This is a genomic window from Leclercia sp., from assembly GCF_036780805.1.
Taxonomy (GTDB): domain Bacteria; phylum Pseudomonadota; class Gammaproteobacteria; order Enterobacterales; family Enterobacteriaceae; genus Enterobacter.
Window position 1 is genome coordinate 34,057 of sequence record NZ_DAIQCE010000007.1, and the last position, 25,151, is coordinate 59,207.

Below are 25,151 nucleotides of genomic sequence, written 5' to 3' on the forward strand. Positions count from 1 at the left end.
AAGGTAGGCACTTATGTTTGGAGCAGAACTCGTTGTCGTCCTGTTGGCGATATACTTAGGCGCAAGGCTCGGGGGGATCGGCATCGGTTTTGCCGGTGGTCTTGGCGTGCTTGTACTTACTCTCTTTTTTCAAATTAAACCCGGCGCTATCCCGTTCGACGTTATTGAAATCATCATGGCGGTTATCGCCGCTATCGCCGCGATGCAGGTTGCAGGCGGTATGGACTACCTGGTAAGCCTGGCGGAGCGTATGCTGCGCCGCCACCCGAAATACATCACCTTCCTTGCCCCGCTGGTCACCTGGTTTATGACCATTCTGGCCGGTACCGGCCATACCGCGTTCTCCACTCTGCCCGTGATTACCGAAGTGGCGAAAGAGCAGGGCATCCGTCCGTCCCGTCCGCTCTCTATCGCCGTTGTTGCGTCGCAGATTGCTATTACCGCGTCACCGATCTCCGCAGCGGTGGTGTTCTTTGCCGGGATCCTCGAGCCGATGGGCGTAAGCTACCTGACGCTGCTGTCGATCTGTATTCCAGTCACCCTGATTGCGGTGATGATCACCGCGGTGTTCTGTAACTTCCTCGGCGCCGAGCTGAAAGACGATCCGGTCTATCAGGAACGTCTGGCGAAAGGTGAAGTGAAGCTGCGCGGCAGCCAGGCCTTTGTCCTGAAGCCACACGCTAAACGCTCCGTGCTGCTGTTCCTGATCGGGATTATCGCGGTGATGTTCTACGCCACCGCTATCAGCGATACCGTGGGCCTGATTCAGAACCCGGTTCTGCCGCGTAACGAAGCGATCGTGGTGTTCATGCTGACCATCGCCACGCTGATCAGCATCACCTGTAAAATCGACACCAGCGAAGTGCTCAACGCCAGCACCTTCAAATCCGGTATGAGCGCCTGTGTGTGCGTACTGGGTGTGGCCTGGCTGGGTGACACCTTTGTCAAAGCCCATATCACCGATATCCAGACCGTCGCCGGCGATCTGCTGCATAACTATCCGTGGCTGCTGGCAGTGGTGCTGTTCTTCGCGGCGACCCTGCTCTACTCCCAGGCGGCAACCACCAAAGCGCTGATGCCTGCGGCACTGATGCTGGGCGTCTCTCCGCTGACCGCCATCGCCTCTTTTGCTGCCGTTTCCGCGCTGTTTGTGCTGCCAACCTACCCGACCCTGCTGGCCGCGGTCGAGATGGATGACACCGGCTCCACCCGTATTGGTAAGTACGTGTTTAACCACGCCTTCCTGATCCCGGGCGTGATTGCCATTACCCTGTGTGTGATCCTCGGCTTCATCATCGGCGGGATTATGCTGTAAACCGCTTTTGGATGTAAAAAGAGTTAAAGTCGGGCCGCTTAGCGGCCCGATTCATTAATGAGCAGCGGTCGGTCGTGATATAGTGATTTTTTTCGCGATACCGAGGTCGACTTGTGAATACGCCCGACACTGTTGTTGTTCTGTGTACCGCTCCCGATGAAGCTACCGCTCAGGATCTTGCCGCCAAAGTGCTGGCAGATAAGCTCGCTGCCTGCGTCACCCTCCTCCCCGGCGCCACCTCCCTCTATTACTGGGAAGGCAAGCTGGAACAAGAGTACGAAGTGCAGATGCTGCTCAAGTCCAGCGTGGCCCATCAGCAAGCACTCCTCGACTGCCTCAAATCGCATCATCCTTACAAGACCCCGGAACTGCTGGTCCTGCCAGTGCTCCACGGCGATAACGACTATCTCTCATGGCTCAACGCTTCCTTACGCTGATCCTGCTGCTGTGCAGCACGTCAGTCTTTGCCGGGTTGTTTGATGCACCCGGCCGCTCGAACTTCACGCCTGCCGATCGGGCTTTTGTCTTCGATTTCCAGCAAAACCAACATGAACTGAATCTCAACTGGCAGGTGAAGGAGGGTTATTACCTCTATCGCAAGCAGATCGCTATCACGCCCGCTCAGGCGCAGGTTGGCGCACTTCAGCTGCCCGCCGGGGTAGAGCATGAAGACGAATTTTACGGTAAAAGCGAAATTTACCGCGGTCAGCTGTCGGTGCCCGTCAACGTCACGCAGGCTGATAAAGGCGCGACCCTGACGGTCACCTACCAGGGCTGTGCCGACGCCGGTCTGTGCTATCCGCCTGAGACCAAAGTCATTCCGCTCAGCGAAGTGAAAGCGGCCGCCGTACCTGCTCCCGTTCAGAAAAAGGAAACGGCTCCGCAACCTGCCGGGGGCGAACTGCCCTTTTCGGCCCTCTGGGCCTTATTGATCGGCATCGGCATCGCCTTTACGCCGTGCGTATTGCCCATGTACCCGCTGATCTCGGGCATCGTTCTCGGCGGTAAACAGCGGCTCTCTACCGGCCGCGCGCTGCTGCTGGCGTTTATCTATGTTCAGGGGATGGCGCTCACCTATACCGCACTCGGCCTGGTGGTCGCGGCGGCCGGATTGCAGTTTCAGGCGGCGCTCCAGCATCCCTGGGTGCTGATCGGGCTGTCGGTGGTGTTTATTCTGCTGGCGCTGTCGATGTTTGGCCTGTTCAGCCTGCAGCTGCCCTCCGCCCTGCAAACCCGCCTAACGCTGATGAGCAACCGCCAGCAGGGCGGCTCGGTGGGCGGCGTCTTTGCGATGGGTGCCATTGCCGGGCTGATCTGCTCGCCCTGCACCACCGCCCCGCTCAGCGCGATCCTGCTTTATATTGCCCAGAGCGGAGATATGTGGCTCGGCGGCGGCACGCTGTATCTTTACGCCCTCGGGATGGGTCTGCCGCTGATCCTGGTGACGGTATTTGGCAACCGTCTGCTGCCGAAGAGCGGCCCGTGGATGGAGACGGTAAAAACCGCCTTTGGTTTTGTGATTCTGGCGCTGCCGGTGTTCCTGCTTGAGCGCGTGATCGGCGATGTCTGGGGCCTGCGTCTGTGGGCCATGCTTGGCGTCGCGTTCTTTAGCTGGGCCTTTATCAGCAGCTTAAACGCCAGCAAGCCGTGGATCCGCGTCGTGCAGATCCTGCTGCTGGCCGCCGCGCTGGTCAGCGTGCGCCCGCTGCAGGACTGGGCCTTTGGCGCGCCCGCCGCACAGAGCCAGGCGCACCTGAATTTCACGCCAATCGAAAATATTGATGCGTTACATCAGGCGCTGGCGCAGGCGCAAGGTAAACCGGTGATGCTCGACCTCTACGCCGACTGGTGCGTCGCCTGCAAAGAGTTTGAAAAATACACCTTCAGCGACCCACAGGTGCAAAATGCCCTGAAAGATACCGTCCTGCTGCAGGCCAACGTCACGGCAAACAGCGATCAGGATAAGGCCCTGCTGAAGGCGCTTAACGTGCTCGGCCTGCCCACCATCTTGTTTTTCAACGCACAAGGTGAAGAGCAACCCGCGCAACGGGTAACAGGCTTTATGGATGCCGCAACGTTCAGTGCGCATTTGCGCGATCGCCAACCGTAAACGACACTTTATGCGGGAAAGTACGAAAGTAAACGGAGGAGAAAACCGTGCAACGTGAAGATGTTCTGGGTGCAACCCTGCAATTACTTGAAATTCAAGGGATAGCCAGCACCTCGCTGGAGATGGTTGCCGAACGTATTAATTATCCTCTGGATGAACTGCGTCGCTTCTGGCCCGACAAAGAGGCGCTGCTGTACGATTCCCTGCGTTATCTCAGCCAGCAGGTGGATGCCTGGCGCAGGCAGTTGATGCTCAACAGCGAACTCTCGGCAGAGCAAAAGTTACTGGCGCGCTACTCTGCGCTCACCGAATGCGTGCGTAACCACCGCTATCCGGGCTGCCTGTTTATTGCCGCCTGTACCTTTTTCCCGGATCCGGGTCACCCGATCCACCAGCTTGCCGATCAGCAAAAGCGTGCCTCGCATGACTTTACGCATGAACTGCTGACCACCCTGGAAGTGGACGATCCGGCGATGGTGGCAAAGCAGATGGATCTGATTATGGAGGGCTGCCTCAGCCGGATGCTGGTGAACCGCAGCCAGGCCGATGTCGATACGGCCCAGCGGCTGGCGGAAGATATTCTGCACTTCGCGCAGTGTCGCAAAGGTGGGGCGCTGACTTAAGCCAGCAGCCCCGCCCAGGCAGAAATAAAGAGACACAGCGCCATCAGGCGCTGAAAACGCACCATCGCCGCCGCGGTCCGAAACAGCCTGTTTACCGCCTGTCCCAGCCATGCCCAGCACATCAGGCAGGCAACGGATATCAGTAAAAACCACAGCGCCATCAGCGCGATATCCCGTAATGCCTGTTCTCCCGCAGGGGCGAACAGGCTGACGACCGCCAGCGCCATCATCCAGGTTTTGGGGTTGATCACCTGCAATAACGCCGCTGCGCGGGCAGTAAAGCGGGTATGCCCGGAGCGGGACAAGTTTGCCGCTGGGGCGCAAAACAGCTGCCAGCTCATCCAGCTTAACCACAGCACACCGATCCAGCTCATCACCTGACGCACCAGCGGATACTGACGCAGCAGCTCCCCCGCCCCGGCACCCGAAATCAGCACTATAGCGCTGGCCGCCGCGCAGCCGCTTATCAGCGCGGGCAGGGTCGCCTTCACCCCGTAGTGCTGGCTGTTGGTCAGAACGAGAATATTGGTGGGCCCCGGCGTGATCGAGGCGACAAAGGCAAATAACAGAAACGGCATCAGGTTCACAGGTGACTCCTTTTTATGAGAGCCCTGACATTGCCGCTATTTTCTGGAAACGTCTGGAAGGTTTGTGCACAACCGACGGTAGTGGGCAGGTGTAATACGGTAAGCCCGCTGGAACCAGCGGCCTAGATGGCTTTGATCGGCAAACCCCAGCGCCGCCGCTACATCGACGGGCTGATCCCCGCGCGCCAGAAACTGTCGCGCTTTGGCCAGCCGCAGCTGTATGAGCCAGGCATGCGGTGCCAGGTGGAACTCGCGCTTGAAGCAGCGGGTGAGCGTGAAGCGATCGGTGCCGGTCTCCCTTGCCAGGTCGGAGAGGCCAATATTGTCGCCCAGATGGGCATACAGATAGTCCCTGGCCCGGTGCGCTACCGCCGCACTCTGCAACTGTGAGGGTAATTTTTTGCGCCAGTGGCAATGGGAGGTGAGCTGTGCCAGCAGATTATCCATCGTGCTTTGCTGGACGATCTTCATCTCATCATTGTGCAGTGTCGCAAAGGTGTCGCCAATGGTACGCACCAGCTGCGGCTCGCGGGTCAGCGTTTGCGTGAAATGCAGGGAATAGCTGCCGGGCGTGGAATCATACAGGCCATGCAGGGTGTTAGTGAGCCAGCGCTCGTCGAGATAGAAGGTCAGATAAGTAAAGCCGCCCGCAACGGGCGCGTCGCCGTCGTGGATCTCGCCCGGCTCAAGCAGAAACGCATCCCCCGGATGGCTATGGTGGCGCTCACGGCGGCAATGGAACTGCTGGGTACCGCTGAGGGTGATCCCCACCAGATAGCTGTCGTGCCAGTGCGGATCGAAGGCGTGCCCTTCAAAGTGCGCCTTGATGGTTTCTATTCCTGTATCCGCATGCTGTCGCAGCTCAAGCCAGTCGTTCACTGTCACGCCCCCTTTGTCGCTGCCAGCATTGCCTGAGCTTACCTTTGTGTCTGGAAGATTTGTGCAAAATCGACGCGCAAACCGACAGATTGCCGCAATCTTAAGCAGTTGAACAGCTTTTCCCGAAATAAGGTTGACGCCCGTACGTGATTGCGGTTTAATGCGCCCCGTTGCCCGGATAGCTCAGTCGGTAGAGCAGGGGATTGAAAATCCCCGTGTCCTTGGTTCGATTCCGAGTCCGGGCACCACTATTTAGAAGAACCCGCCTATGGCGGGTTTTTTGCTTTTGGAGAATCGGACTCTTCATCGAACTCCGTTCGATTATTCGCCGCCAGCGGCTCACCCCTTCGGGGCCAGCGCGACAAGCGCGCTGTTCAACGCCTTCGGCGTTAGTCCGAGTCCGGCACCACTATTTAGAAGAACCCGCCTATGGCGGGTTTTTTGCTTTTGGAGAATCGGACTCTTCAAAGAACCCGCCCAAAAGGCGGGTTTTTGTTTTCAGCGCCCCCTCACTTAATCATCACCGACGACAGCCGGTACCAGCCATCGCTCTGCTTCCCCTCATTAGCAAGCTGAATACGCGCCTTACCGGTTTTATCCACCAACCCAACGTCGAGCGGGTAGCGTCCTGCCTCCAGGCTACGCGGGATCGCCAGCTGATACGTCGAGCTCGACCTGCCCGGCAGCCACTGGCGGATATCATCCCCGGCGCTGCCCTGCGCGACCGTATTCCCGCGCGTATCCTGCAAACGCCAGGCGAGGGTATAGCGCAAATAAATCGGTGCCACGCCGTCGTTTGACCACTGGCTGCTGAGCGAAACAGTCTCCCCTGGATGGGCACTCGCCGGATGGGTCAGCGACACTACCCGGAAGCGGTAACCGATTTTCGTCAGCGCCTTATCGAGGATATCGCGATACACCTGCGGCACGTCGGTGGATTTCAGGTTCAGGGTGCTGGCATGCTGTGCCAGGGCCCAGTCAAAGGTGGCCTGCACCTCTTCCCGGGTATACTTCTGCTCGCTCAGCCATTCCGCCATATGGCCGCAAATCTCCAGGCTGACCGGGGCCTTTTTCCACGCCTGGTTGAACCCCGTCCAGGTCGCCTGTGTCGCTGCAATGCGCTCCGGGTAATCGTTGCTCATATGGTTCCAGGTGGGGCTAAAGTTGCGCCAGTCACCCCAGCAGTCCGCACGCCAGCCCGCCCCTCTTTTCGCGGCATAAGCCACAGAATCAAAGCCGTTGAGCAGCATGATTTTTGGGGTATCAGGGAAGGCCCGGAAGTGCATATCGACATAGCGGTTGAGCAGTTCGGGTGGGTAGCGTTCCTGCAATGGCTTCAGGGTCGGGAAGTTGCTGTTATGCCACTCCCCCCATGAGCCCACCATGCCGATATCGATAAAAGCCAGCTCCGGGTTATTGTTGTAACGCGCGCCAAATGCCTGAATAAGACGCTGGGCGTAGGCAATATAGGTAGGATCGTCCAGATCGGGTACAAAGGTTTTATGATCCGGTGTCCAGGTGCCTTTGATCCCCTTCTTGATCAGCCATTCCGGGATCTCCGTGCCCGACTCCGGCCCATCAAGGACCATAAAACGCAGGCCAACGTTCATCGCTGGCTGATGGGCTGCCGCAGCGGCAAACCCCTCATCCACCAGCGCAAAATTGTACTGCCCTTCCTGCGGCTCTACTTCGCGCCAGTAGTAGCGACGATACTCGAGGCCCGTCGCCGGGTATTGCGCAACGCTTAAGTCCTGGCTGTGAAAACGGGCCACGCCAGTGCCGGGATTGGTCAGCAGCCCGCTGATGGCCGGAGGATTCACCGTTTGCAGCGGTTCTGCACTCTCCGCCTTCGCCCATTCCGATGAGAGCGCGAGCGCCCCCGCGACCAGCAACAGCAATCGTCTTTTTTTGTATGGCAGATCGTGTAAGCGCATTAATGTCCCTTTCACCAGGAAAGTGTAATATTATGGATGCGGCTGACAAGCCGTGCAGAAGATGACTTCATTTTATTTCATAAGATATATCCCGGACTCACCCTTTTATATTATTTCTTTATATAAGCATTGGTCATAAGGTTGTTAGACACAGGCCGTACCGCTTTCCTCACGCTGTTTTAACAGCACATTGCTGGATTTATTAATATTTCCTCTGAGAAGATTGGTAAAATGTTTAATAAAAACAACAGAATAATTAAAAAGCTGTTTTTCCATGAGTCCTGGGACATCATGGTCATTAACAGCCGTGGCCAGCACGTTTTCCCGGAAAATACGCTGGATATCCTTAAAAATGCTAAAGCACAGCAGCTTGATAAAAAATATATTTTTCAGGCCGATCCCTTTATTATCGATAAAGGCGATTTACTGTATGTTTTTTATGAAGCATTTTCTTTTCTTAACTCGAGGGGGGTGCTGCGTTGCCGCGTCCTTAATAAAGACCTCGAAGAGATTGATGACGTCAAACTTGAAGGGTTTGATGACTTAAAATGTCACCTCTCTTTTCCGTTCCTGTTCCAGCTCGACGGGAAACTGTTCATGATCCCCGAGTCGTCAGAACGCAAAGAAGTGATTCTGTTCCAGTCCGTCGATTTCCCCGCGCGCTGGGAAAAGGTCAAAGTGCTGGTCTCTGATATGGCCGTCACCGATAACGTGGTTTTTGAGCTAAATGGCGTCAGTTATCTGGTCTCAACCACCATGGATAACGATCTGGTCATTCACACCTCAGAAGGCATTCTTGGCGACTGGAAGCTCATTTCCCCGAACCTGGATGTCTGCAACGTGCATTTCCGCGGAGCCGGCAAGCCGTACTCGATCAACAACAAAACCTACCTCTTTACCCAGGAGTGCAATCCTGAGGTCTACGGGAAATCCATCTTCATTAAAGAATTGACCAAGTTAACTCCGCAGAAGTATCAGGAGAAACTGGTCGGGAGAATAAGCGCGTCGATCAATAACAGTGATGGTATTCACACCTTAAACTTTACCGATAATTATATTGTCTACGATACCAAGCACCTGACATTCAGCCTGCTCTCTACGCTTAAAAAGCTGGCGTATAAAATTATGGTTAACCACCGTAAGCGGCTGTTTAACTAAGTGACAATATCGGGAAGTCGCACTACGCTAACCAGGGCGGCAAAATAAAACACGACGAAAACACATCTCTGATTCGGCACCGCCTGGTGCCGGACGGTGATGGCTGTTTGGGGGATTTATTATGGCAATTCTGGTTACAGGTGGCGCAGGCTATATAGGTTCGCATACGGTGCTGGCATTACTGGAGAGAGGCGAAGATGTCGTCGTCCTTGATAACCTCTCTAATGCCTCACAGGAGTCATTAATCCGGGTCGCAGAATTAACGGGCAAACAGCCGGTGGTCTGCATTGCGGATATTCTGGATCGCAACGCGTTAAAAACGCTGTTCGCACAGCACACCATTACCGACGTTATCCACTTCGCCGGTCTTAAATCCGTTTCAGAGTCCATTGCTAAGCCCCTCGCCTATTATGAAAATAATGTCGTCGGGACCATGGTGCTGCTGGATGAAATGCAGCAAGCGGGCGTGCACAGTCTTATTTTCAGCTCATCGGCCACGGTATACGGCAACCCCGAATCGGTTCCCCTAAGCGAAGCGTCGCGCACCGGCGGGACCACCAATCCGTACGGTACCTCCAAGCTGATGGTGGAGCATATTTTACGTGACTTCTCCGTTGCCGAGCCGCACTTCAGGATCACCTGCCTGCGCTATTTCAACCCCGCTGGCGCCCACCCCTCTGGCCGGCTGGGGGAAGATCCGAACGGTATTCCGAATAACCTTGTGCCCTATATCTCTCAGGTGGCCATCGGCAAGCTGGCGTGCCTGACCGTCTTTGGCGATGACTATCCGACGCCGGACGGCACCGGCGTGCGCGACTATATTCACGTGATGGATCTCGCCCATGGGCATCTGGCCGCGCTGGATCATAAAAACGACGGCGAGGCGTTTAAGGCCATCAATCTCGGTACCGGGGTAGGCTATTCAGTGCTCGATCTGATCCAGGCCTTTGAAAAAGCCGCGCAGACCAAAATCAACTACCGGATTGTCGGCAGGCGCTCCGGCGATGTGGCGGAATGCTGGTCGGATTCATCGCTGGCACGCCAGCAGCTGGGATGGCAGGCTACGCGCAATCTGGAGGAGATGATGCGCGACGCCTGGAACTGGCAGAGGAACAACCCCGGGGGCTACAACGCCTGAGCCCCGGCAAAACAAACAGGTGCCGGATGACGGCACCTGTTCGCTACTGGTATTTGAGGTTGAGCCACCAGTCCCAAATCCCAACGTGGAAGTTCTGGAAAACATCAATTCCCAGCGCGGATTTGATCATATAGAGCGTCAACAGCACGCAACACAGCAAGAACAGCGTGGCGAACAGGATAAGAAACGTCACTACGATCCGCGACAGCTTTGACTCCGGACGCGCACGCGCACGGAGATCCCGTCCCAGTAAGAACACCATATAGAGGCGTGTGCCGAAGAAAGGAAAACTTTTACGGACATCGATCCGGTGCCGCGATGCAAGGGTGATCGAGACGATCGCGCTCTCAATCTCCTCTTTTTGCTCCGGGGTCAGCTGGGCGCTAACGTCCTTATCAAGCACTTCATAAAAACGATCGATAACAATCGGGTTTCTGGTGTTACTGGTCAATTTTAACCTATTGTTTTATCTAATCTATGGTAAATGGATACGGTCTTTCTGGCGATCTCATCCCAGTTGTAACGCTGCAGAAAATCGCCGTAATCAATCCGGGGTGAGTCCACCCATCTGGACATTTTTTCTGCCAAATCAGCAACATCACCCAGCTTAAAACTGGTCTCTGCCGGTAAACCGACCTCAAGGTTTGGCAAAATATCGCTCACCACCACCGGCAGCGAAAACGACATTGCCTCCAGCAGCGCAATGGGCAATCCCTCATGGTACGAAGGCATCACAAACAGCGAGGCCTGAGAGAAGACGACCTGCAGCTCCTCACCTTTTAAAAAGCCGGTCATGACCACGCCGGGCGTCTGAAACGCGAGCTGTTTCAGGTGTATGCTGTACTCCGTATCGTGATCCGCATCCCCGACCAACACCAGCGGCAGAGTCAGGCCCGATAGCGTGTAAGCGGCGATAGCATCATGCATCCCCTTCTCTTCAACGAACCGCCCGACCATCACGATATAACGCCCGGGGTGCAGCTCATAACGCCCGAGGATCCTGTCGATCGTCTCGTCAGCCAGCGGCTCCGGCACGTTAACCCCGTTATAAACCAGATGCGCATTGTAGCGATGGTGTTTCTGCTGGATCAGCTGGTTGATGACCTCAGAAATCACAATCACTTCGTGGGCATACTTCACCGCCACTTTCTCGCCGAGCATCAGGATTTTCTTCGCCATCCTGCCCCACTTCTGGCGTTCGTAGTCCGGCCCATGATGGGTAAAGACCACGCGTTTGCCCATCAGGCGTAACAGTGGCACCACGAGGCCGGGTCCGATGGCGTGAACATGCACAATATCGGATCGGTCAACGAATGTCCTCAACGCCGCAATAACAGAATGCACAATGGCTTCTAAACTGCGTTTTTTCGGTGCCCAGAGCGCCAGCGTCTCGATATTTTTATAGCTCGAGCGGCGATAAGGGACATAGGGCGACCGGGCAATCACGCAAATCTCCACGTCATATTGCTGCCGGATAGCCGGGTACAGATTCTGACAATGGGTTTCGACGCCGCCTAATACATTGGGGATGCCGCGCGTACCCAACACCGTGATTTTTTTTGACATGTTATGGCCTGTCGAGCAGCTCGCGATAGAGCGACTGCAACGTTTCCATGTGCTTGCGCAGTGAGTATTTCTGGCAAAGCCGTACCCGGCCCTTCAGCCCCATCTCATGGGCCTGCTCCGGGTTTTCCGCCATCACATCCAGCGCATCGGCCAGATCCTGAGCGTTGCCAGGTTCGAATAGCAATCCTTCCACACCGTGACGTACCTGCTCCGGGATCCCGCCAATGCGGGCCCCCACCACTGCCCGGGCGAACGACATCGCCTCCAGCACCGACATGGAGCAGTTTTCATAACACTCTGACGGCAACACCACGGCCCGGGCGTTCTGGATCAGCGCATCCAGCGCCGGGCCCTGCTGCACATAGCCGAGGAACTCCGCGTTGGGGTAGTCCACCACCATCTCGTCATACAGCGGCCCGTGGCCGACGATTTTTAACGGCATTTTATTGCGCATTAACTGGTGCGCCCGGGTCAGGGTGGGTACGCCTTTCTCCCGGCTCAGACGCCCGACGTACAGCAGGTAACCCTGGTCCGCACCCGCCTGTGGCGTATGGCTGTCGTCGATACCGTTCACAATCACATCGATGCGGGAATCCGGCAAAGAGCGTTTCAGCTCGTTACGCAGAAACTCGCTCGGGGAGATAATCACGTCCAGCGCCTGATAGTTCTGGGCGATGTACTGCCAGGTCGCCTCTAACGACAGCAGCAGGCTCTTCGACGCCGAACCCTCCTGGCAGCGATAGCGAAACGCGTTAAACACGCTGCCCGTAACGCACGCATCGCACACTTTGCCGTCGCGCAGCATCGAGTACGACGGGCACATAATTTTATAGTCATGGGCAGTTAACACGGTCTTACAGCCAAAATCCCGGGCGACCTTGATCAGCGCCGGGGTCAGCTGGTGATAGATGTTGTGAAAATGGACGATCTCCGGGCGCGTCTGCTCCAGCAGCGCCAGCATTTTTTTACAGGCTTCCCGGTTGTGAATAAAGCTGATGGCAGTCTTCACCCCGGCCAGCAGCCCACCCTCTTTGTGATAATCAACATTGCTGACGAAGTGGTCAGCATAATCAGACGGAAAGTTCTTCTCATGCTGCATGGAGAAATCGATCACCTCCACGCCAGCCTCTTTCAGCATATTGCGTTCCTGAAAATAGACCGTCTCCGCTCCTCCTTTGATAAAGAAGAACTTATTCACCAGTAAGACTTTCATCACTCTACCTGTTCATGAATAACTTTATTGTCCGGCGGAACCCGGGGATCGCGCTGCGGGTGGAAAAGACCTTTCACCAGCCCGGCAGAGAGTACGGCAAGGTTGATCACGCTGTTCAGGCCGTTTTTCAATGAGCGGTTTTGAATGCTTTTTAGCAGGATAAAGGCCAGCAGCGGCAGCAGGGCGATATCAATCAGGCTGACGTCGAAGGTAAAAAACGCGATCAGCACGATGAGGATATAACTCGCAAAGATCACTTCGTTTTTCACCAGCATCAGCGCATCGCGGAACCAGGGTTTACCCCAGGCGCTGCGCAGCAGTTCGCCGGGTGCCTGATGGAAACCGCTCTTCCAGCGATAGCGCAGCATCCTGAAGGTCGGCATCGTATAAGAGGTATGACGAAAATAGGGCACGTTCAGGCGATGCAGCTTATAGCCCGCGGCCAGCAGGCGAATCCCTAACTCCGCCTCTTCATAGGCGTGCAGGCTGCGGTTGGTCAGGTAGCCAATATCGGCAATCGCTGACAGACGGTACAGACCGCCGCCGCCCAGATGGTCGCTGTCGCCCAGCGGGTAGATCTTGTTGATGCGCTGCTTGCGGGAGGTAAATTCATAGTTCGAGGCGTCATCCATCTCCACCGTACCGGCTACGCCAGCGTACGTCGGGTTGCTCTGCAAAAACGCCACCGCATGATCGATGAAACCGGGCTCCAGCTCCATATCGCCATCCAACAACAGCATGTACTCCCCCTCGCTGTGAAGGTAGCCCAGCTGATGTCCGACACCGCAGCAACGGTCAGCCGGTTCGGTTAACGACACCACTATCACGCCTTTATCGCTGGCCAGCTGCTGGGTGTTATCCGTGGAAAGACTGTCAGCAACGATAATCTTATGCGGATACTCGCCGATCTGGCTGCGAATGCTGTCGATGGTTTTCTCAATGCATTCGGCTTCGTTAAAGGTTTTTATACTTACAGTAATAAACGGTTTATGCATCAATAGAGCCCCGTATAACGGCGTACGGTCCGGCGAATAATTAAGCTGGAACCTAAAGATAAATAGAACAGGAATTGCAACATTGGCACGATCAGCAGTATCTGGCTGTAGGGAATACTGAGCAGACAGGCGATTGAAAACACATTAAAGGCCGGTGCAAAGCTCAGGAGCTGGAGATCCTGCTTATCGATTTGGTCAATCGACAACAGCGGTTCAGGCTGAACCACTTTAAGAAGATAAATAAAGAGACCGATAAAGATGAAGGTCCCCACCAGACCCACCTCCCATAACAGCATACTCAGAGCGGTACTATCGAGGGTCAGGTTGTAGATCTGGTTCAGGAAGCCCGGCGAGAGGAAACTGCCGCTGTTGGTGGCATTCAGCCCGTAGCCGAACAGCGTGCCCGGCAACCCCGACAGATCGTTATGCTGGAGCCAGAACGTCAGGGTGGTAAAGCGCCCTATCTCCCCGCCTGGCAGGATGTAGTTCGGGTCGAAAATATAGCTCAGTGAGTCAAAGAACACGGTGAAAGGGTTTTCCGCCATGTCGATGCCGTAAGCGGCGGTATAGCTGTAGGCCAGGATGACGATGGCCAGCACGATCAGCAGCACCATCGCCACCAGAATGGAGAGCAGCACGGCAAAATTGACCTTACTCGCCTCCTTGACCCAGGAGGGCATAACCCACACCCAGGCCAGCAGCAGCGGCGACAGCAGGATCACGAACTTCACTTCACCAATAATGCACATCACAAAACCCAGCATAATGTGCAAGGCCATGTTTTTAAAGCTGGTCAGCCCATGCTTATACTCTGAGACTTTCAGCAGCATGATCAGCAGACAGAACAGCCCCATCGCTGCGGTGTTTCCCCCGCCCATCGGGTCGCCGCCGAACGTTCCCACCACGGAGTCCCATTTTTCCTCTTCGCCGCGTAACGCCACGCGCTGCGGCACCACAAAGATAAGCTGGTACAGCGCCACCGGGAACTGGATATAAAAAATCCAGTACAGGCCGCGCGTCACCTGGTAGATCTGCGATTCCCGGCAGAATCCCAGCAGCAGGCAGAGCATCACCAGCGACAGCCCAATCTCGTTCTTAAACCCGATCAGGACGATCAGCGCCCCGCCCTGAAACAGGGTCGACATACCCGCCAGCACGATAAAAGAGAGATACAGCGTCAGAACAATGGCTTCCTGTGCATCCAGCCGCATGGGCTCATAACGCGTTTGCAGCACCAGGAAACCGGCCATCAGCATGGTCATGACAAAGGGCAGCCACAGTATCGCCAGCTCACCGGTAAAGTACTGCACCAGCCCGATGAAGATCAGGGTCAGCAGGGTGAACGTTTGTAAGTAATGTCCGGTATTAAGATTCATGATGCCACTGACCCGTTTTTCAGAATGTCGGCGCGCTTATTCACCTTCAGGTAGATGAAGGCGTAGCGAATGAACGTCAGAATCGAAAATAAGATGATGGAGGTCGCATAGTCATTGTAGATATAGGGCACGATGACAAACGCGATGACCACGATCGCCAGTTGTTCGAGCTGGATCCGCAGGAAATAGCGATGCGAGCCGAAAATCAGCTCAATCACCGTCAGCGGACAGACCGCCAGCGCCGGGAACAGGTACGGCAGCATGTAACGCGAGGTCGGTACGGAGGCGACCCACTCCTCGCTGAAACCCAGATTCATCACAATCGGATAGAAGATAAATACGCCCAGGGTGCAGATCACGCCCAGCACCAACAGCAGCAGGCGCACCTTCGTATACTCTTCGTAGTTGAAGACGTTGTTTCTGAAATCAATCGACCATTTCGAGAAAATGGTATTGCGCACCGCATTGCCAATAATCACCGCCGGGGCCAGGCAGAAGCGGCTGACCACCGAGAAGTAGCCCGCCGTTAAGGCCGAGAACCAGAAGTTGATCAACATAATCGGCAGGTTGCTGCTCGCCATTGCCAGCACTTCGGCACTGCCCACTTTGGTGACGTGGTGAATATGCTTTTTCAGGAACGCCAGGTTGCTGGCGGGCAGCAGGTGATGCCGGGTGACGGTGCGAATATCAAATGCCCGCAGGATGCAGGCGCTGGTCAGCACCATCATCAGGATCGCCCACATCCAGTAAAACGCCATCACCTGGTTCGTGAGCAGGACAGAGACCACCACGACCACCGAGACGGAAATACGCTGGACCACCAGAAAGCGAAAGTTGGCCGTACGCAGCGACAGGTTTTCTGCCACCAGCACCCAGGTATTCGAGAGCGTGAGCAGATAGAGGAAGAACATATTCTGATGGAACAGCCAGCCCGTCAGTACGGCATAAGGCACGGCGATCGTCAGGCTTTGCAGCAGACAGAACACCACGTTCTGGGTCAGCTCGTCATCCGGTTGTCTGGGGATCAACAGCTGCGAGGCAAAGGTACAGACCTGTGCCCCGATCAGGGCAATACTGTAGTTGAGCGCATAGAGTCCCACTTCGCCCAGATCGTACTTATGCGAAATGAGCCAGATCGACAGGGCACCAATCAGTTGAGAAATGACTGATGACCCGGCGATCGTGGAAGCGCTCCTGAGTAGACTCATGCCCGGCCTGTGTTATTCATCAGTTCATGGGTATGGTAGTTGAGGGAACGTAGCCCCTCTTTGCTCTCCAGATTTTTATCCACTACCTGATTCAGCACGCCGCCGATCAGTACCGTGTGGTCGTTGGTTGCTTTCTCAATGGCCGGCCCAATGGTGTCGGCAGCGTTCAGGCCCGCTTTCAGGACGAAGATCAGACCGTCCGTCGCCTGGCTCACCAGCTGCACTTCCTGGCTCTGATTCACCGCCGCCATATCGATGATGATGCGCTGGTAACGGCTGCGCAGCGAATCAATTAGCGGTTTCAACCGTTCAGGCGACAGCAGCAGCAGCGCCGAGACCGACGTATTGCCGCGCGGGAGGAAGTCGAGATTGTCGCTCATCTTCACCAGCACGTTCTCGGTCACGCCCTCGCCACGCAGCACTTCTGCCACGCCCGGCGCCTTCGGTGAACCCAGCTCGCCCGACAGACCGTCATTGTTGAAGAAGTCCATATCGATCAGCAGCGTTTTCTGGTCAAAGCTGAAGGAGTTCGCCAGCAGGTTCGCCAGCAGGGTACGCCCCTCCCCGGCTTCCGCCGACGTCACGGCAATGACCTGCAGCGGATGACTGCTCAGCATGATCTGCGTGCGCATGCTGTGAATGACGTCGGCATTCAGCGGATCGCTGGTAATCAGATCGCGGATCTTGCCGCGTCCGCCCACGCCTTTAAAGCGGCGGATCTCACCCAGCGGCAGCAGATTGAGTCGTTTTTGCATCTGGCTGAGAGTGTTGATCGATTTGTCGGTGGCCGTTTTCACCATGACGTACATCACGTAGAAGAGCATCACCAGCAGCACAATCATCAACATCAGCAGCGGCTTATTCGGTTTTGCCGGCAGCGCAGCGGGCACGGCCGGATCGTAGATCTCCGCATCAGCATCGGAATAAGAGCCGGGTAAGGTCAGCTCCTGCGTGCGCTGATAGGCCATCTTGTACATATCTTCCGTTTTATCCAGCGCCAGCTTCAGGTCGTTGTAGCCATCACGCTTCATGGATAACTTCTGGAAATTCGCCTTCTGTTCTTCCAGCTGCTTCTGGTAATTTTTTTCGTCCGCCAGCGCCGCCTCGTAGCTCTGGCGTAATCCGGCCTGCTGCTCTCTGAGCGTCATCGCCGTTTGCGCCTGGATCGCGTTGATACGCGCCCGCGCTTGTATCACTTTGTCATGCTGGGGCCCGTAGGATTTCTCCAGCTGAGAAAGCTCGCTGTTCGCCTGGATCAGCGCAATGCGTAAATCCTGGATCTGGGCATGATTTGAAATCGACGGCAGGGAGATCACCTTCCCTCCACCGGAACGTACTTCGTTATAGACAGATTCCGCGGCCACCCGGCGCTCGGTCGCATTCGCCAGGCGGTTGGTGATAATACCCATCTGCTCCGTTTCAAAACCATCAACGCCACGGAAGGTCAGCAGCCCCTCTTTCGCCAGATAGCTGTCCAGAGCGGTCTTTTGTTGGACCATTTGCTGCTGCAGTTCCTGCAGCTTCTGCTGGTTATCTTCCCTCGCCTTCGCCGTTTTTTGCTGCTTGAGCGCCAGGGTGTAATTGATAAACGACTCCGCCACGCCATTGGCCACCTCTGCCGCCAGCTGCGGAGAGGTGGATTCATAGGAGACGGTGGATAAATGGGTCGTGCGCACGTTGCTGATCGTCAGATCTTTCTGCAGCGTCTTCAGGGCATTATCCACCCGCTGCTGTTCGTTCGCAGGGGTCGAACCACTGGCAGATCCCCCGCCGTTAAAGGCGGGGTTTTGATCGAGTTTCAGGGTACGAATGGCTTGCTCAAGCACCACGCGCGATTGCATCAGCGCGTTTTGCGTTTCGTAGTACCCGTTACGGGTGGAGTCATAGCCCTCCACGCGCTGGAAAGGTGAAACATTGTCCGGCTGAGCTTTAATCAGTACCGTGGCGGTAGATACATACTTCGATGACATCAAACTCATTAATGGCCAGGCAATCGCCCCGGCAATCACGCCGGAGAGAACGATTTTCCAGGAGTTCTTTTTAATTTCTCTGGCAAATCTGGCGATATCGATAGCGCTTTCTCGCTTTTTGCCATTTTCCACTATTGATAGTTTCATGGTCAGAAGAACCCTATGCCAATAATTACGAGATCGCCCGGGAGTACGGAGTGGGTAACATCAACATTTTCGAGTAACTCACCGGTGGACGCCTGACGAATATTGAGATCCGTACGGTCTGCACGGTCGGTATAGCCACCCGCAAGCGCGATGGCTTTTTCCACGGTCATACCTGGCTCATAGGAATAGCCATTCGGGTTCTCAACTTCACCAGAGATATAGAATTTACGAAATTCGGCGATATTGACCGTCACCATGGGGTTAAGCACATAACCTTTACGCAGGCGTTGCGTAATCTCTGCATCGACCTGACTTGCGGTTTTGCCCTTTAATTCCAGCTTGCCAATATAGGGGTAATTAATAGCCCCACTATTATCAAGTACTACTTTCATGGTCAGGTCAGGTTGACCGGCAACGTTAATGTTGACGACATCGCCGGAGCCCAGTAAATAATTTGCTGTATCAACCACACTATTGTCCATTAACGTCGGCTGCGTTGATTTGCAGCCGGCGAAAACAATGCTGAGGAGTAAAAACGCGCACAGTTTCATTATTTTCATTTTAAATCTGAACCTTAGCTGTAAGCATAATCAAAGATTGATCGTAGCCCAACGTTTCAGTAACCACCCGTTCGTCGTTGGGACCGATGGTGAAGGTATCTGTATCTTTATTAGACTTAAGCGTATCAAGATGATATTCCACACCAAAGTTAACCGATGGTGTGAGGTTATAACCTACGATAAATGAAAACACGCCATTCTTGTCGTGACGGTCCTTGTTCTGATCTTTGTAGTCTTCGGTAATGTATGCGTAATCAAGCAGCGTCGTTAAACGGTCGTTCATCCATAGCTGTTTGTATGAAACGCCGTATTCCGTCACTAAATTATATCCTCCCGCTTCGGAAGGATCCTTAATACTTTGGGATGTTCTTAACGTAAAAAGTGACTGTTGCAACGGCCGCCATTCACCCAGAATATCCCAGTTAATGCCGTTGAAATCCTTCGAGCCGGGGTTATTTTCAAAGGTTTTATAAAGCCACGACACGTTCATATCAACGTTCGTTTTACCCGTCAGCTGCGACTGAACACCGTAACGCAAATAATATTCATTACTATCTTTCTGCGAATCATGATCGTAATGAAACTGGTTGGTAATAAAACTATAGCGAAAACGCGTCTTCGATGTGTACTGATCGAAAATTTCTGCAATCAGGGTATTTTCGGTCCACTCCTGCTCGCGGATATATTGCGCGAAGTCCTCATCCTTGCTTTCAACCTGACCGGTATTGCCAAAGGTCCACTTGCGGTGCATCAAGGCCAGGTCTGCCCTGCCACGTCCGTCCGGCGCGCCATAACTATAGCGTAGCTCGCTATTGAACAGGTTGGTGGTTAAAGGTGACGTGACGCCAAACTGGCGAAACTGTTCCGGCAGGAACCCCTCCGTCACGCCGCGCCCGCGCTCCTCATGGCCGAGTGAGTCTTCCAGATTCAGGGTCAGGCCATGCATCTGGCCAAAACGCCAGTCGCTCCTGAAGCGGAAAAAGTGATCGTCATAATCATCGGTAGAATCGCTGGAGTAGTGACGATAATCCCCCGAGTACATCAGCAAATACTTATCCTGACCACGCTCTCCGTTCAGGGACAAGACGGGCTTGAGTCCCTGGAAATCGGAGCTTTTCGCGTCGCTGTCGTGATGCTGGAAAGTCACGTTATCGTTACGCCCATAATCCACACCGACGTTGCTCTGGAAGTCGATACCGGCCCAGCCGATGTGTGATTTGGGTGTTAATTCTGCCAGGGCAACCGGAGACGCCATAATCCCAACGATAATAATAATTTTAGTATGCATTCTTACCAACAAATCCCTTAAAAATGGTTTTAATGATGATTTTTATATCTAACCAAAAGGACCAGTTCTGAATATATTCAATGTCGTACTGGACTCGCTTTTCCATTTTATATAGCGCATCAATTTCGCCACGATAGCCATTAATTTGCGCTAAACCTGTGATCCCAGGCTTTACTTTATGGCGAATCATGTAGTTTTCGACCTGCTTACGGTAAAGCTCGTTATGCGCCACAGCGTGCGGCCGTGGACCGACAATAGACATATTCCCCTGTATTACATTAATGAACTGCGGCAGTTCATCCAGAGATGTCCGGCGTAAGAACGCACCAAAGCGGGTGACCCGAGGATCGTCTCGTGTCGCCTGTACCACCGTGTCGGTATTTTCCATCACCTTCATCGTCCGGAATTTCCAGACTTTAATCTTCTGCCCGCTCAGGCCATAGCGATCCTGTTTGAAGAAAACAGGCCCACGTGAAGTGAGTTTGATGCCAATGGCAATCACGATCATTAACAGGGCAATCATTACCATAATCACGCTGCCCAACACCAGATCTTCTGCTCGTTTAATAAACGATCCCCCACCGTCCAGCGGCGAGGTAAAAATACCGATGGTCTGCAGGTTATGGACGGAACGGATCTGGGAGGTGTTGGTACTGTAGGCGTAAAAGTCCGGCACGATATAGGTATCCACCGTGGTATCCGACATTATCGCCAGAAAATGGCGGATGCGCTGCAGCGCCACCATCGGCAGGGCAATGTAGATTTCGTCGACTCTGCTGGCTTTGGCCTCTTCCACCAGATTAATCACCGGTCCGTTATAGGGGCTGGTGATTTTGGTGGCCAGTTCCCCGAGCCGCTCCGGGCCGCGCTCATCGTAGAAGGCAAGCTCCAGCTGCACGTCAGCGTACTCCAGGCGTAGCGCCTGCTCAGCCGCGAGGCCGTTTTCCGTAATGCCGATGATAGCCACCCTTATTTTCTTTTTTGCCGACAGTTTGAAAATAATCAGGCGGACGACATAAAGGAAAGGGATCGGCGCGGCATACCAGAGCGGCATGGCAGGAATATTACGCACATCGATAAAAGTGACATAGCCCAGGGCGTATAATTTTGCCACCAGCAGGCGCACCATGCCGATAAAAAGAATGGCAAAAAAAGCGGTCAAAAACAGGCGGCGCTGATTACGCAAATTATTGTTTTTGGGCCGATAGAGATAGCACTCCGTGTATTCGCCAAACAGTAAAAAGGCGGTGGAGTACAGTAGGCTGATCAAAATTACAGTATCGAAAGACTCCATTTTCCATACCCAACCACTCAGTATTAAAATCATATTAATTGAGAAAAAATCAATTAATTTAATCAATACCGAGTAGCTTCCATGGGTAATCTTTTGCGAATTTCTCAGCATGTCCAGACCTGTTTATAATTAAGATTTGGTATTATTTTTTTGTACTAATTGCATTAGCAAAGATTTTTAAAAAATAAAATACTGTTTCGTGCTGAGGAAAGTGACAGGAATGTCAACTTCCAGGGTAGTGCATGCGTTTACAACTATGTCGGAGTAAAACTCAGCATACATACCTCGCGTAGACTCGCGTAGAGAAGAAAGCGTCGATTTTATAGAGACATCCGCTTATATACAGCGTAAGCACTATTCAATAAAACCGCCAATAAACTTTCGTTGTATTCCATTTGGGTATGAAAAAAAACCCGGCCGGAGCCGGGTTTTTTATTTACTCATTAATGCGGGGGTGTTGATCGACGAGTCGGGAACGCTTCGCCTGCAGGTCGGCAATTTCAGCATCGAGATCTTCTATCTTCTGCTCAATGTTGTCGTGATGCTCACGCAGGATCTCTTTGGCTTCCTGGAGGTCAGACGCGGCAGGCGTCGCCCCTTTCAGCGGCAGGTTCGCCGTCTCTTTCATGTAAATGCCGGTAATCAGGCCAATCACCGCAATCACCATCAGATAGTAGGCAGGCATCATCAGGTTCTGCGTGCTCTCCACCAGCGAGGCTGCCAGCGTTGGCGTCAGACCGGCAATCAGTACCGAGATGTTAAAGGCCGCCGCCAGCGCACTGTAACGGATGTGCGTCGGGAACATCGCCGGCAGGGTCGAGGCCATTACGCCGATAAAGCAGTTAAGGATCACCGCCAGCATCAGCAGGCCGGCAAAAATCAGGCCGATCACATCGCTGTTAATCATAATGAAGGCCGGGATAGCCAGCACGAATAGCGCGATACTGCCGAAGATAATGAATGGACGACGTCCGAAGCGGTCGCTCAGCAGGCCCATGACCGGCTGCACAAACAGCATCCCCACCATGATGGCGATGATGATCAGCACGCCGTGATCTTCTGAGTAATGCAGGTTATGCGACAGATAGCTCGGCATGTAGGTCAGCAGCATGTAATAGGTCACGTTGGTGGAGATCACCAGACCAATACAGGTCAGCAGGCTACGCCAGTGGCGGGTGGCAATCTCTTTGAACGAGACTTTCGGCCCTTCCTGAAGACCTTCACGATCGCCCTGCTCCAGCTTATCGACATGCTGCTGGAACGCCGGGGTCTCTTCTAACGCATGACGCAGATAGAGGCCAATAAGCCCCAGCGGCAGCGCCAGGAAGAACGGAATACGCCAGCCCCAGGAGAGGAAGTTCTCTTCCCCCACCACGGTGGAGAGCAGCACAACCACGCCCGCGCCGAGCACGAACCCGGCAATAGAGCCAAAGTCGAGCCAGCTGCCCATAAAGCCGCGCTTGCGGTCCGGCGAGTATTCGGCAACAAAAATGGACGCACCGGTATATTCCCCCCCGACCGAGAAGCCCTGGGCCATCTTACACAGCAGCAGCAGGATCGGGGCCCAGATGCCTATGCTCGCATACGACGGGATCAGGCCGATACAGAAGGTACTGACCGACATGATCACTATCGTGATGGCGAGGATTTTCTGGCGGCCGTACTTGTCCCCCAGCATCCCGAAGAACAGACCCCCTAACGGGCGGATAAGGAAGGGAACAGAGAAGGTCCCGAGGGCGGCAATCATCTGCACGCTGGGATCGGCACCGGGGAAGAAGACTTTACCCAGCGCGTAGGCCACAAAGCCATACACACCAAAGTCGAACCATTCCATCGCATTACCGAGCGAGGCGGCGGTGATCGCTTTGCGCAGCTTACCGTCGTCAATAATGGTGACGTCGCGCAGGGTGATCGGTTTAACTTTTTTCCTTTTCAGCATTGCTATCCTCATAGACTAAGCCCAGTGCTCACCACAGCGCTTATAAATGGCGCTCTGTGGAACCCGGGAAGCGCCTCATGCGCATTCTCCTTTCTCAAGCGTAGCAGGTTTACTTACACTGACCTTTCGGAGCGGTACAACCGAACCTGTGACGCCTGTCTGGGCTGTTAATGGTGCCATTACCCTACCAGCGTTTATATTTGTGATCAACTTCACATATATTTTTAAGGTTTTTACCAGAAGTGTAAATAACTCGTCATGCGTTGTTTCTTATATGTGCCTGCGTAAATACGCTTTCAGGCGTTATTATTTGCTGTGAAATCAAAAAAGAACGACATTTATTTACAATGCGTTCACAGCCATTTTATTAATCAAGATGCAAATCACGTGTTTCCGTAAAATATGTGATCGAGATAACTAAAACACTGTTTTATTTTCATTGAATCATCATTCCAACGATCGCATCATAAGCCCGTCAAAACGAGTCTGGTGGCCTTCAAATGAAGGTTTAAAAAAACCAAACTGGTTTTATCTGCTGTATGAATGACGAATTACCTGACGTTTTTAAGCCACAATTCGTTGAATTCATTAGATTATTAAATATCACTTGTCCGCTGGCGATGCGTGATGAGATGTGAGGGTTAATGATGAAGATTAAAGCCGCGATTGAACGCATCCCCGGAGGGATGATGCTGGTTCCGCTGGTACTGGGTGCAATTTTAAATACCTTAGCGCCTAATACCGGAGCCTATTTTGGTGGTTTCACCAAAGGCATGATTACCGGAACAGTTCCGATTCTGGCGGTATGGTTCTTCTGTATCGGCGCCTCCATTAATTTACGGGCGACGGGCACAGTATTACGTAAATCCGGGACGCTGGTGATTACCAAAATTGCCGTCGCCTGGGTTGTGGCGATGATTTGCGCCATGTTTATCCCGGAAAACGGGATTCAGACCGGCTTCTTCGCTGGCCTCTCCGTGCTGGCGATTGTCTCTGCGATGGACATGACCAACGGCGGCCTGTACGCCAGCCTGATGAACCAGTACGGCACCAAAGAAGAGTCCGGCGCCTTCGTTCTGATGTCTCTGGAATCCGGCCCGCTGATGACCATGCTGATCCTCGGCTCTGCCGGTCTGGCCTCCTTTGAACCGCACCACTTTGTCGGCGCCGTCCTGCCGTTCCTGATCGGTTTTGCCCTCGGCAACCTCGACCACGATCTGCGTGACTTCTTCAGCAAAGCCACGCCGGTTCTGATCCCGTTCTTCGGCTTCGCGCTGGGTAACACCATCAACCTGAACGTGATTCTGGATACCGGCCTGCTGGGTATCGTGCTGGGTGTGGCGGTTATCGTTATCACCGGTATTCCGCTGATTATTGCCGACCGTGTTATCGGTGGAGGGAATGGTACTGCGGGGGTCGCCGCCTCGTCCGCAGCGGGTGCTGCCGTGGCAAACCCGGTGATTATCGCCCAGATTAACCCGGCGTTCGAACCGGTTGCCGCTTCCGCCACCGCGCTGGTTGCCGCGAGCGTTATCGTGACGGCCATTCTGGTGCCGATTATTACCGCGCTGTACGCTAAGCGCTTCGGCCAGGTTCCGGTGAATAATGCGGAACAGACCCCGGCGGAATCACTGCACCACTAATGAATATGTAGCCCTCTCCCCACCCGGTGAGAGGGTTTTGCATTTAAAGCAATGAAGTACATTCAGAATAATAAAAGGCTTACAGCGGCCCCCTGATCCGGCTGAAAATCGCCGAAGCGTTTCCGGAAGGCCGGGGCGAGGCGCAGGGACGCGCCGAGAGGGCATAGCCTGCACGGATGCAGGCTGGTGGCGATTGAGCCACCCTGGC

Annotated in this window: 21 protein-coding genes and 1 tRNA gene; 8 read left to right on the plus strand and 14 right to left on the minus strand. The window is 54.2% G+C overall.

The window, feature by feature from the left end; genetic code table 11:
- Positions 1-13 precede the first annotated feature (13 nt).
- From V7Q49_RS16355 to V7Q49_RS16370, 4 genes are all read left to right on the plus strand, one after another.
- Positions 14-1,315 (plus strand): anaerobic C4-dicarboxylate transporter, encoded by a 1,302-nt coding sequence (locus V7Q49_RS16355; protein WP_333853564.1) that lies wholly within the window; start codon positions 14-16, stop codon positions 1,313-1,315.
- Between the two features lie 113 nt (positions 1,316-1,428).
- Positions 1,429-1,752 (plus strand): divalent cation tolerance protein CutA, encoded by a 324-nt coding sequence (gene cutA / locus V7Q49_RS16360; RefSeq protein ID WP_333853565.1) that lies wholly within the window; start codon positions 1,429-1,431, stop codon positions 1,750-1,752.
- Complete coding sequence (locus V7Q49_RS16365) at positions 1,728-3,425, plus strand: protein-disulfide reductase DsbD (protein WP_333853566.1); 1,698 nt, start codon at positions 1,728-1,730, stop codon at positions 3,423-3,425. Before cutA ends, V7Q49_RS16365 begins: the two co-directional genes overlap by 25 nt.
- A gap of 47 nt (positions 3,426-3,472) precedes the next feature.
- Complete coding sequence (locus V7Q49_RS16370) at positions 3,473-4,048, plus strand: transcriptional regulator (protein ID WP_333853567.1); 576 nt, start codon at positions 3,473-3,475, stop codon at positions 4,046-4,048.
- Here V7Q49_RS16370 and V7Q49_RS16375 read toward each other — a convergent pair.
- The gene (locus tag V7Q49_RS16375) at positions 4,045-4,635 is read right to left on the minus strand and encodes a LysE family translocator (protein WP_333853568.1); all 591 of its coding nucleotides are present in this window, start codon (positions 4,633-4,635) and stop codon (positions 4,045-4,047) included. The genes V7Q49_RS16370 and V7Q49_RS16375 overlap by 4 nt on opposite strands.
- A gap of 36 nt (positions 4,636-4,671) precedes the next feature.
- Positions 4,672-5,514 (minus strand): AraC family transcriptional regulator, encoded by an 843-nt coding sequence (locus tag V7Q49_RS16380; RefSeq protein WP_333853569.1) that lies wholly within the window; start codon positions 5,512-5,514, stop codon positions 4,672-4,674.
- Positions 5,515-5,686: 172 nt separating this feature from the next.
- On the opposite strand from V7Q49_RS16380, the gene V7Q49_RS16385 reads away from it, so the two are divergent.
- A tRNA-Phe gene (locus tag V7Q49_RS16385) sits at positions 5,687-5,762 on the plus strand.
- A gap of 261 nt (positions 5,763-6,023) precedes the next feature.
- On the opposite strand, the gene V7Q49_RS16390 is transcribed toward V7Q49_RS16385, so the two are convergent.
- The gene (locus V7Q49_RS16390) at positions 6,024-7,448 is read right to left on the minus strand and encodes a DUF4832 domain-containing protein (protein WP_333853570.1); all 1,425 of its coding nucleotides are present in this window, start codon (positions 7,446-7,448) and stop codon (positions 6,024-6,026) included.
- Between the two features lie 231 nt (positions 7,449-7,679).
- On the opposite strand from V7Q49_RS16390, the gene V7Q49_RS16395 reads away from it, so the two are divergent.
- Together V7Q49_RS16395 and galE are read left to right on the plus strand one after the other, a co-directional pair.
- Positions 7,680-8,606: a glucosamine inositolphosphorylceramide transferase family protein gene (locus V7Q49_RS16395; RefSeq protein WP_333853571.1), complete on the plus strand. Its 927-nt coding sequence runs from the start codon at positions 7,680-7,682 to the stop codon at positions 8,604-8,606.
- Positions 8,607-8,727: 121 nt separating this feature from the next.
- Positions 8,728-9,744, plus strand: a complete 1,017-nt coding sequence (galE, locus tag V7Q49_RS16400) for a UDP-glucose 4-epimerase GalE (protein ID WP_333853572.1) — start codon at positions 8,728-8,730, stop codon at positions 9,742-9,744.
- 43 nt (positions 9,745-9,787) lie between these two features.
- On the opposite strand, the gene V7Q49_RS16405 is transcribed toward galE, so the two are convergent.
- The 11 genes from V7Q49_RS16405 to proP form a co-directional block, all read right to left on the minus strand.
- Positions 9,788-10,195, minus strand: coding sequence for a hypothetical protein (locus V7Q49_RS16405; protein ID WP_333853573.1), 408 nt, complete (start codon positions 10,193-10,195; stop codon positions 9,788-9,790).
- Positions 10,196-10,197: 2 nt separating this feature from the next.
- Positions 10,198-11,310 carry a glycosyltransferase family 4 protein gene (locus V7Q49_RS16410; RefSeq protein ID WP_333853574.1) on the minus strand — a complete coding sequence of 371 codons (1,113 nt, stop codon included), beginning with the start codon at positions 11,308-11,310 and terminating at the stop codon, positions 10,198-10,200.
- A 1-nt stretch (position 11,311) separates the two neighbouring features.
- A complete protein-coding gene (locus tag V7Q49_RS16415; RefSeq protein ID WP_333853575.1) occupies positions 11,312-12,523 on the minus strand; it encodes a glycosyltransferase family 4 protein in 1,212 nt (403 codons plus the stop codon).
- A complete protein-coding gene (locus tag V7Q49_RS16420) occupies positions 12,523-13,521 on the minus strand; it encodes a glycosyltransferase (protein WP_333853576.1) in 999 nt (332 codons plus the stop codon). Before V7Q49_RS16420 ends, V7Q49_RS16415 begins: the two co-directional genes overlap by 1 nt.
- Positions 13,518-14,894, minus strand: coding sequence for a capsular biosynthesis protein (locus tag V7Q49_RS16425; protein WP_333853577.1), 1,377 nt, complete (start codon positions 14,892-14,894; stop codon positions 13,518-13,520). The genes V7Q49_RS16420 and V7Q49_RS16425 overlap by 4 nt, the downstream gene beginning before the upstream one ends.
- On the minus strand, positions 14,891-16,102 hold the full coding sequence (locus V7Q49_RS16430; RefSeq protein ID WP_333853578.1) for a capsular biosynthesis protein: 1,212 nt from the start codon (positions 16,100-16,102) through the stop codon (positions 14,891-14,893). The genes V7Q49_RS16425 and V7Q49_RS16430 overlap by 4 nt, the downstream gene beginning before the upstream one ends.
- Entirely contained in the window at positions 16,099-18,219 is a 2,121-nt protein-coding gene (locus V7Q49_RS16435) for a GumC family protein (protein WP_333853579.1), read from the minus strand. The genes V7Q49_RS16430 and V7Q49_RS16435 overlap by 4 nt, the downstream gene beginning before the upstream one ends.
- Before the next feature lie 2 nt (positions 18,220-18,221).
- Positions 18,222-18,779 (minus strand): polysaccharide biosynthesis/export family protein, encoded by a 558-nt coding sequence (locus V7Q49_RS16440; RefSeq protein ID WP_333853580.1) that lies wholly within the window; start codon positions 18,777-18,779, stop codon positions 18,222-18,224.
- Position 18,780: 1 nt separating this feature from the next.
- A complete protein-coding gene (locus tag V7Q49_RS16445; RefSeq protein WP_333853581.1) occupies positions 18,781-20,067 on the minus strand; it encodes an outer membrane beta-barrel protein in 1,287 nt (428 codons plus the stop codon).
- On the minus strand, positions 20,057-21,472 hold the full coding sequence (locus tag V7Q49_RS16450) for an undecaprenyl-phosphate glucose phosphotransferase (RefSeq protein ID WP_333853582.1): 1,416 nt from the start codon (positions 21,470-21,472) through the stop codon (positions 20,057-20,059). Before V7Q49_RS16450 ends, V7Q49_RS16445 begins: the two co-directional genes overlap by 11 nt.
- 325 nt (positions 21,473-21,797) lie before the next feature.
- Positions 21,798-23,300, minus strand: coding sequence for a glycine betaine/L-proline transporter ProP (gene proP, locus V7Q49_RS16455; RefSeq protein WP_333853583.1), 1,503 nt, complete (start codon positions 23,298-23,300; stop codon positions 21,798-21,800).
- A gap of 647 nt (positions 23,301-23,947) precedes the next feature.
- On the opposite strand from proP, the gene kdgT reads away from it, so the two are divergent.
- A complete protein-coding gene (kdgT, locus tag V7Q49_RS16460; RefSeq protein ID WP_333853707.1) occupies positions 23,948-24,943 on the plus strand; it encodes a 2-keto-3-deoxygluconate transporter in 996 nt (331 codons plus the stop codon).
- The last annotated feature ends 208 nt before the right edge of the window (positions 24,944-25,151 follow it).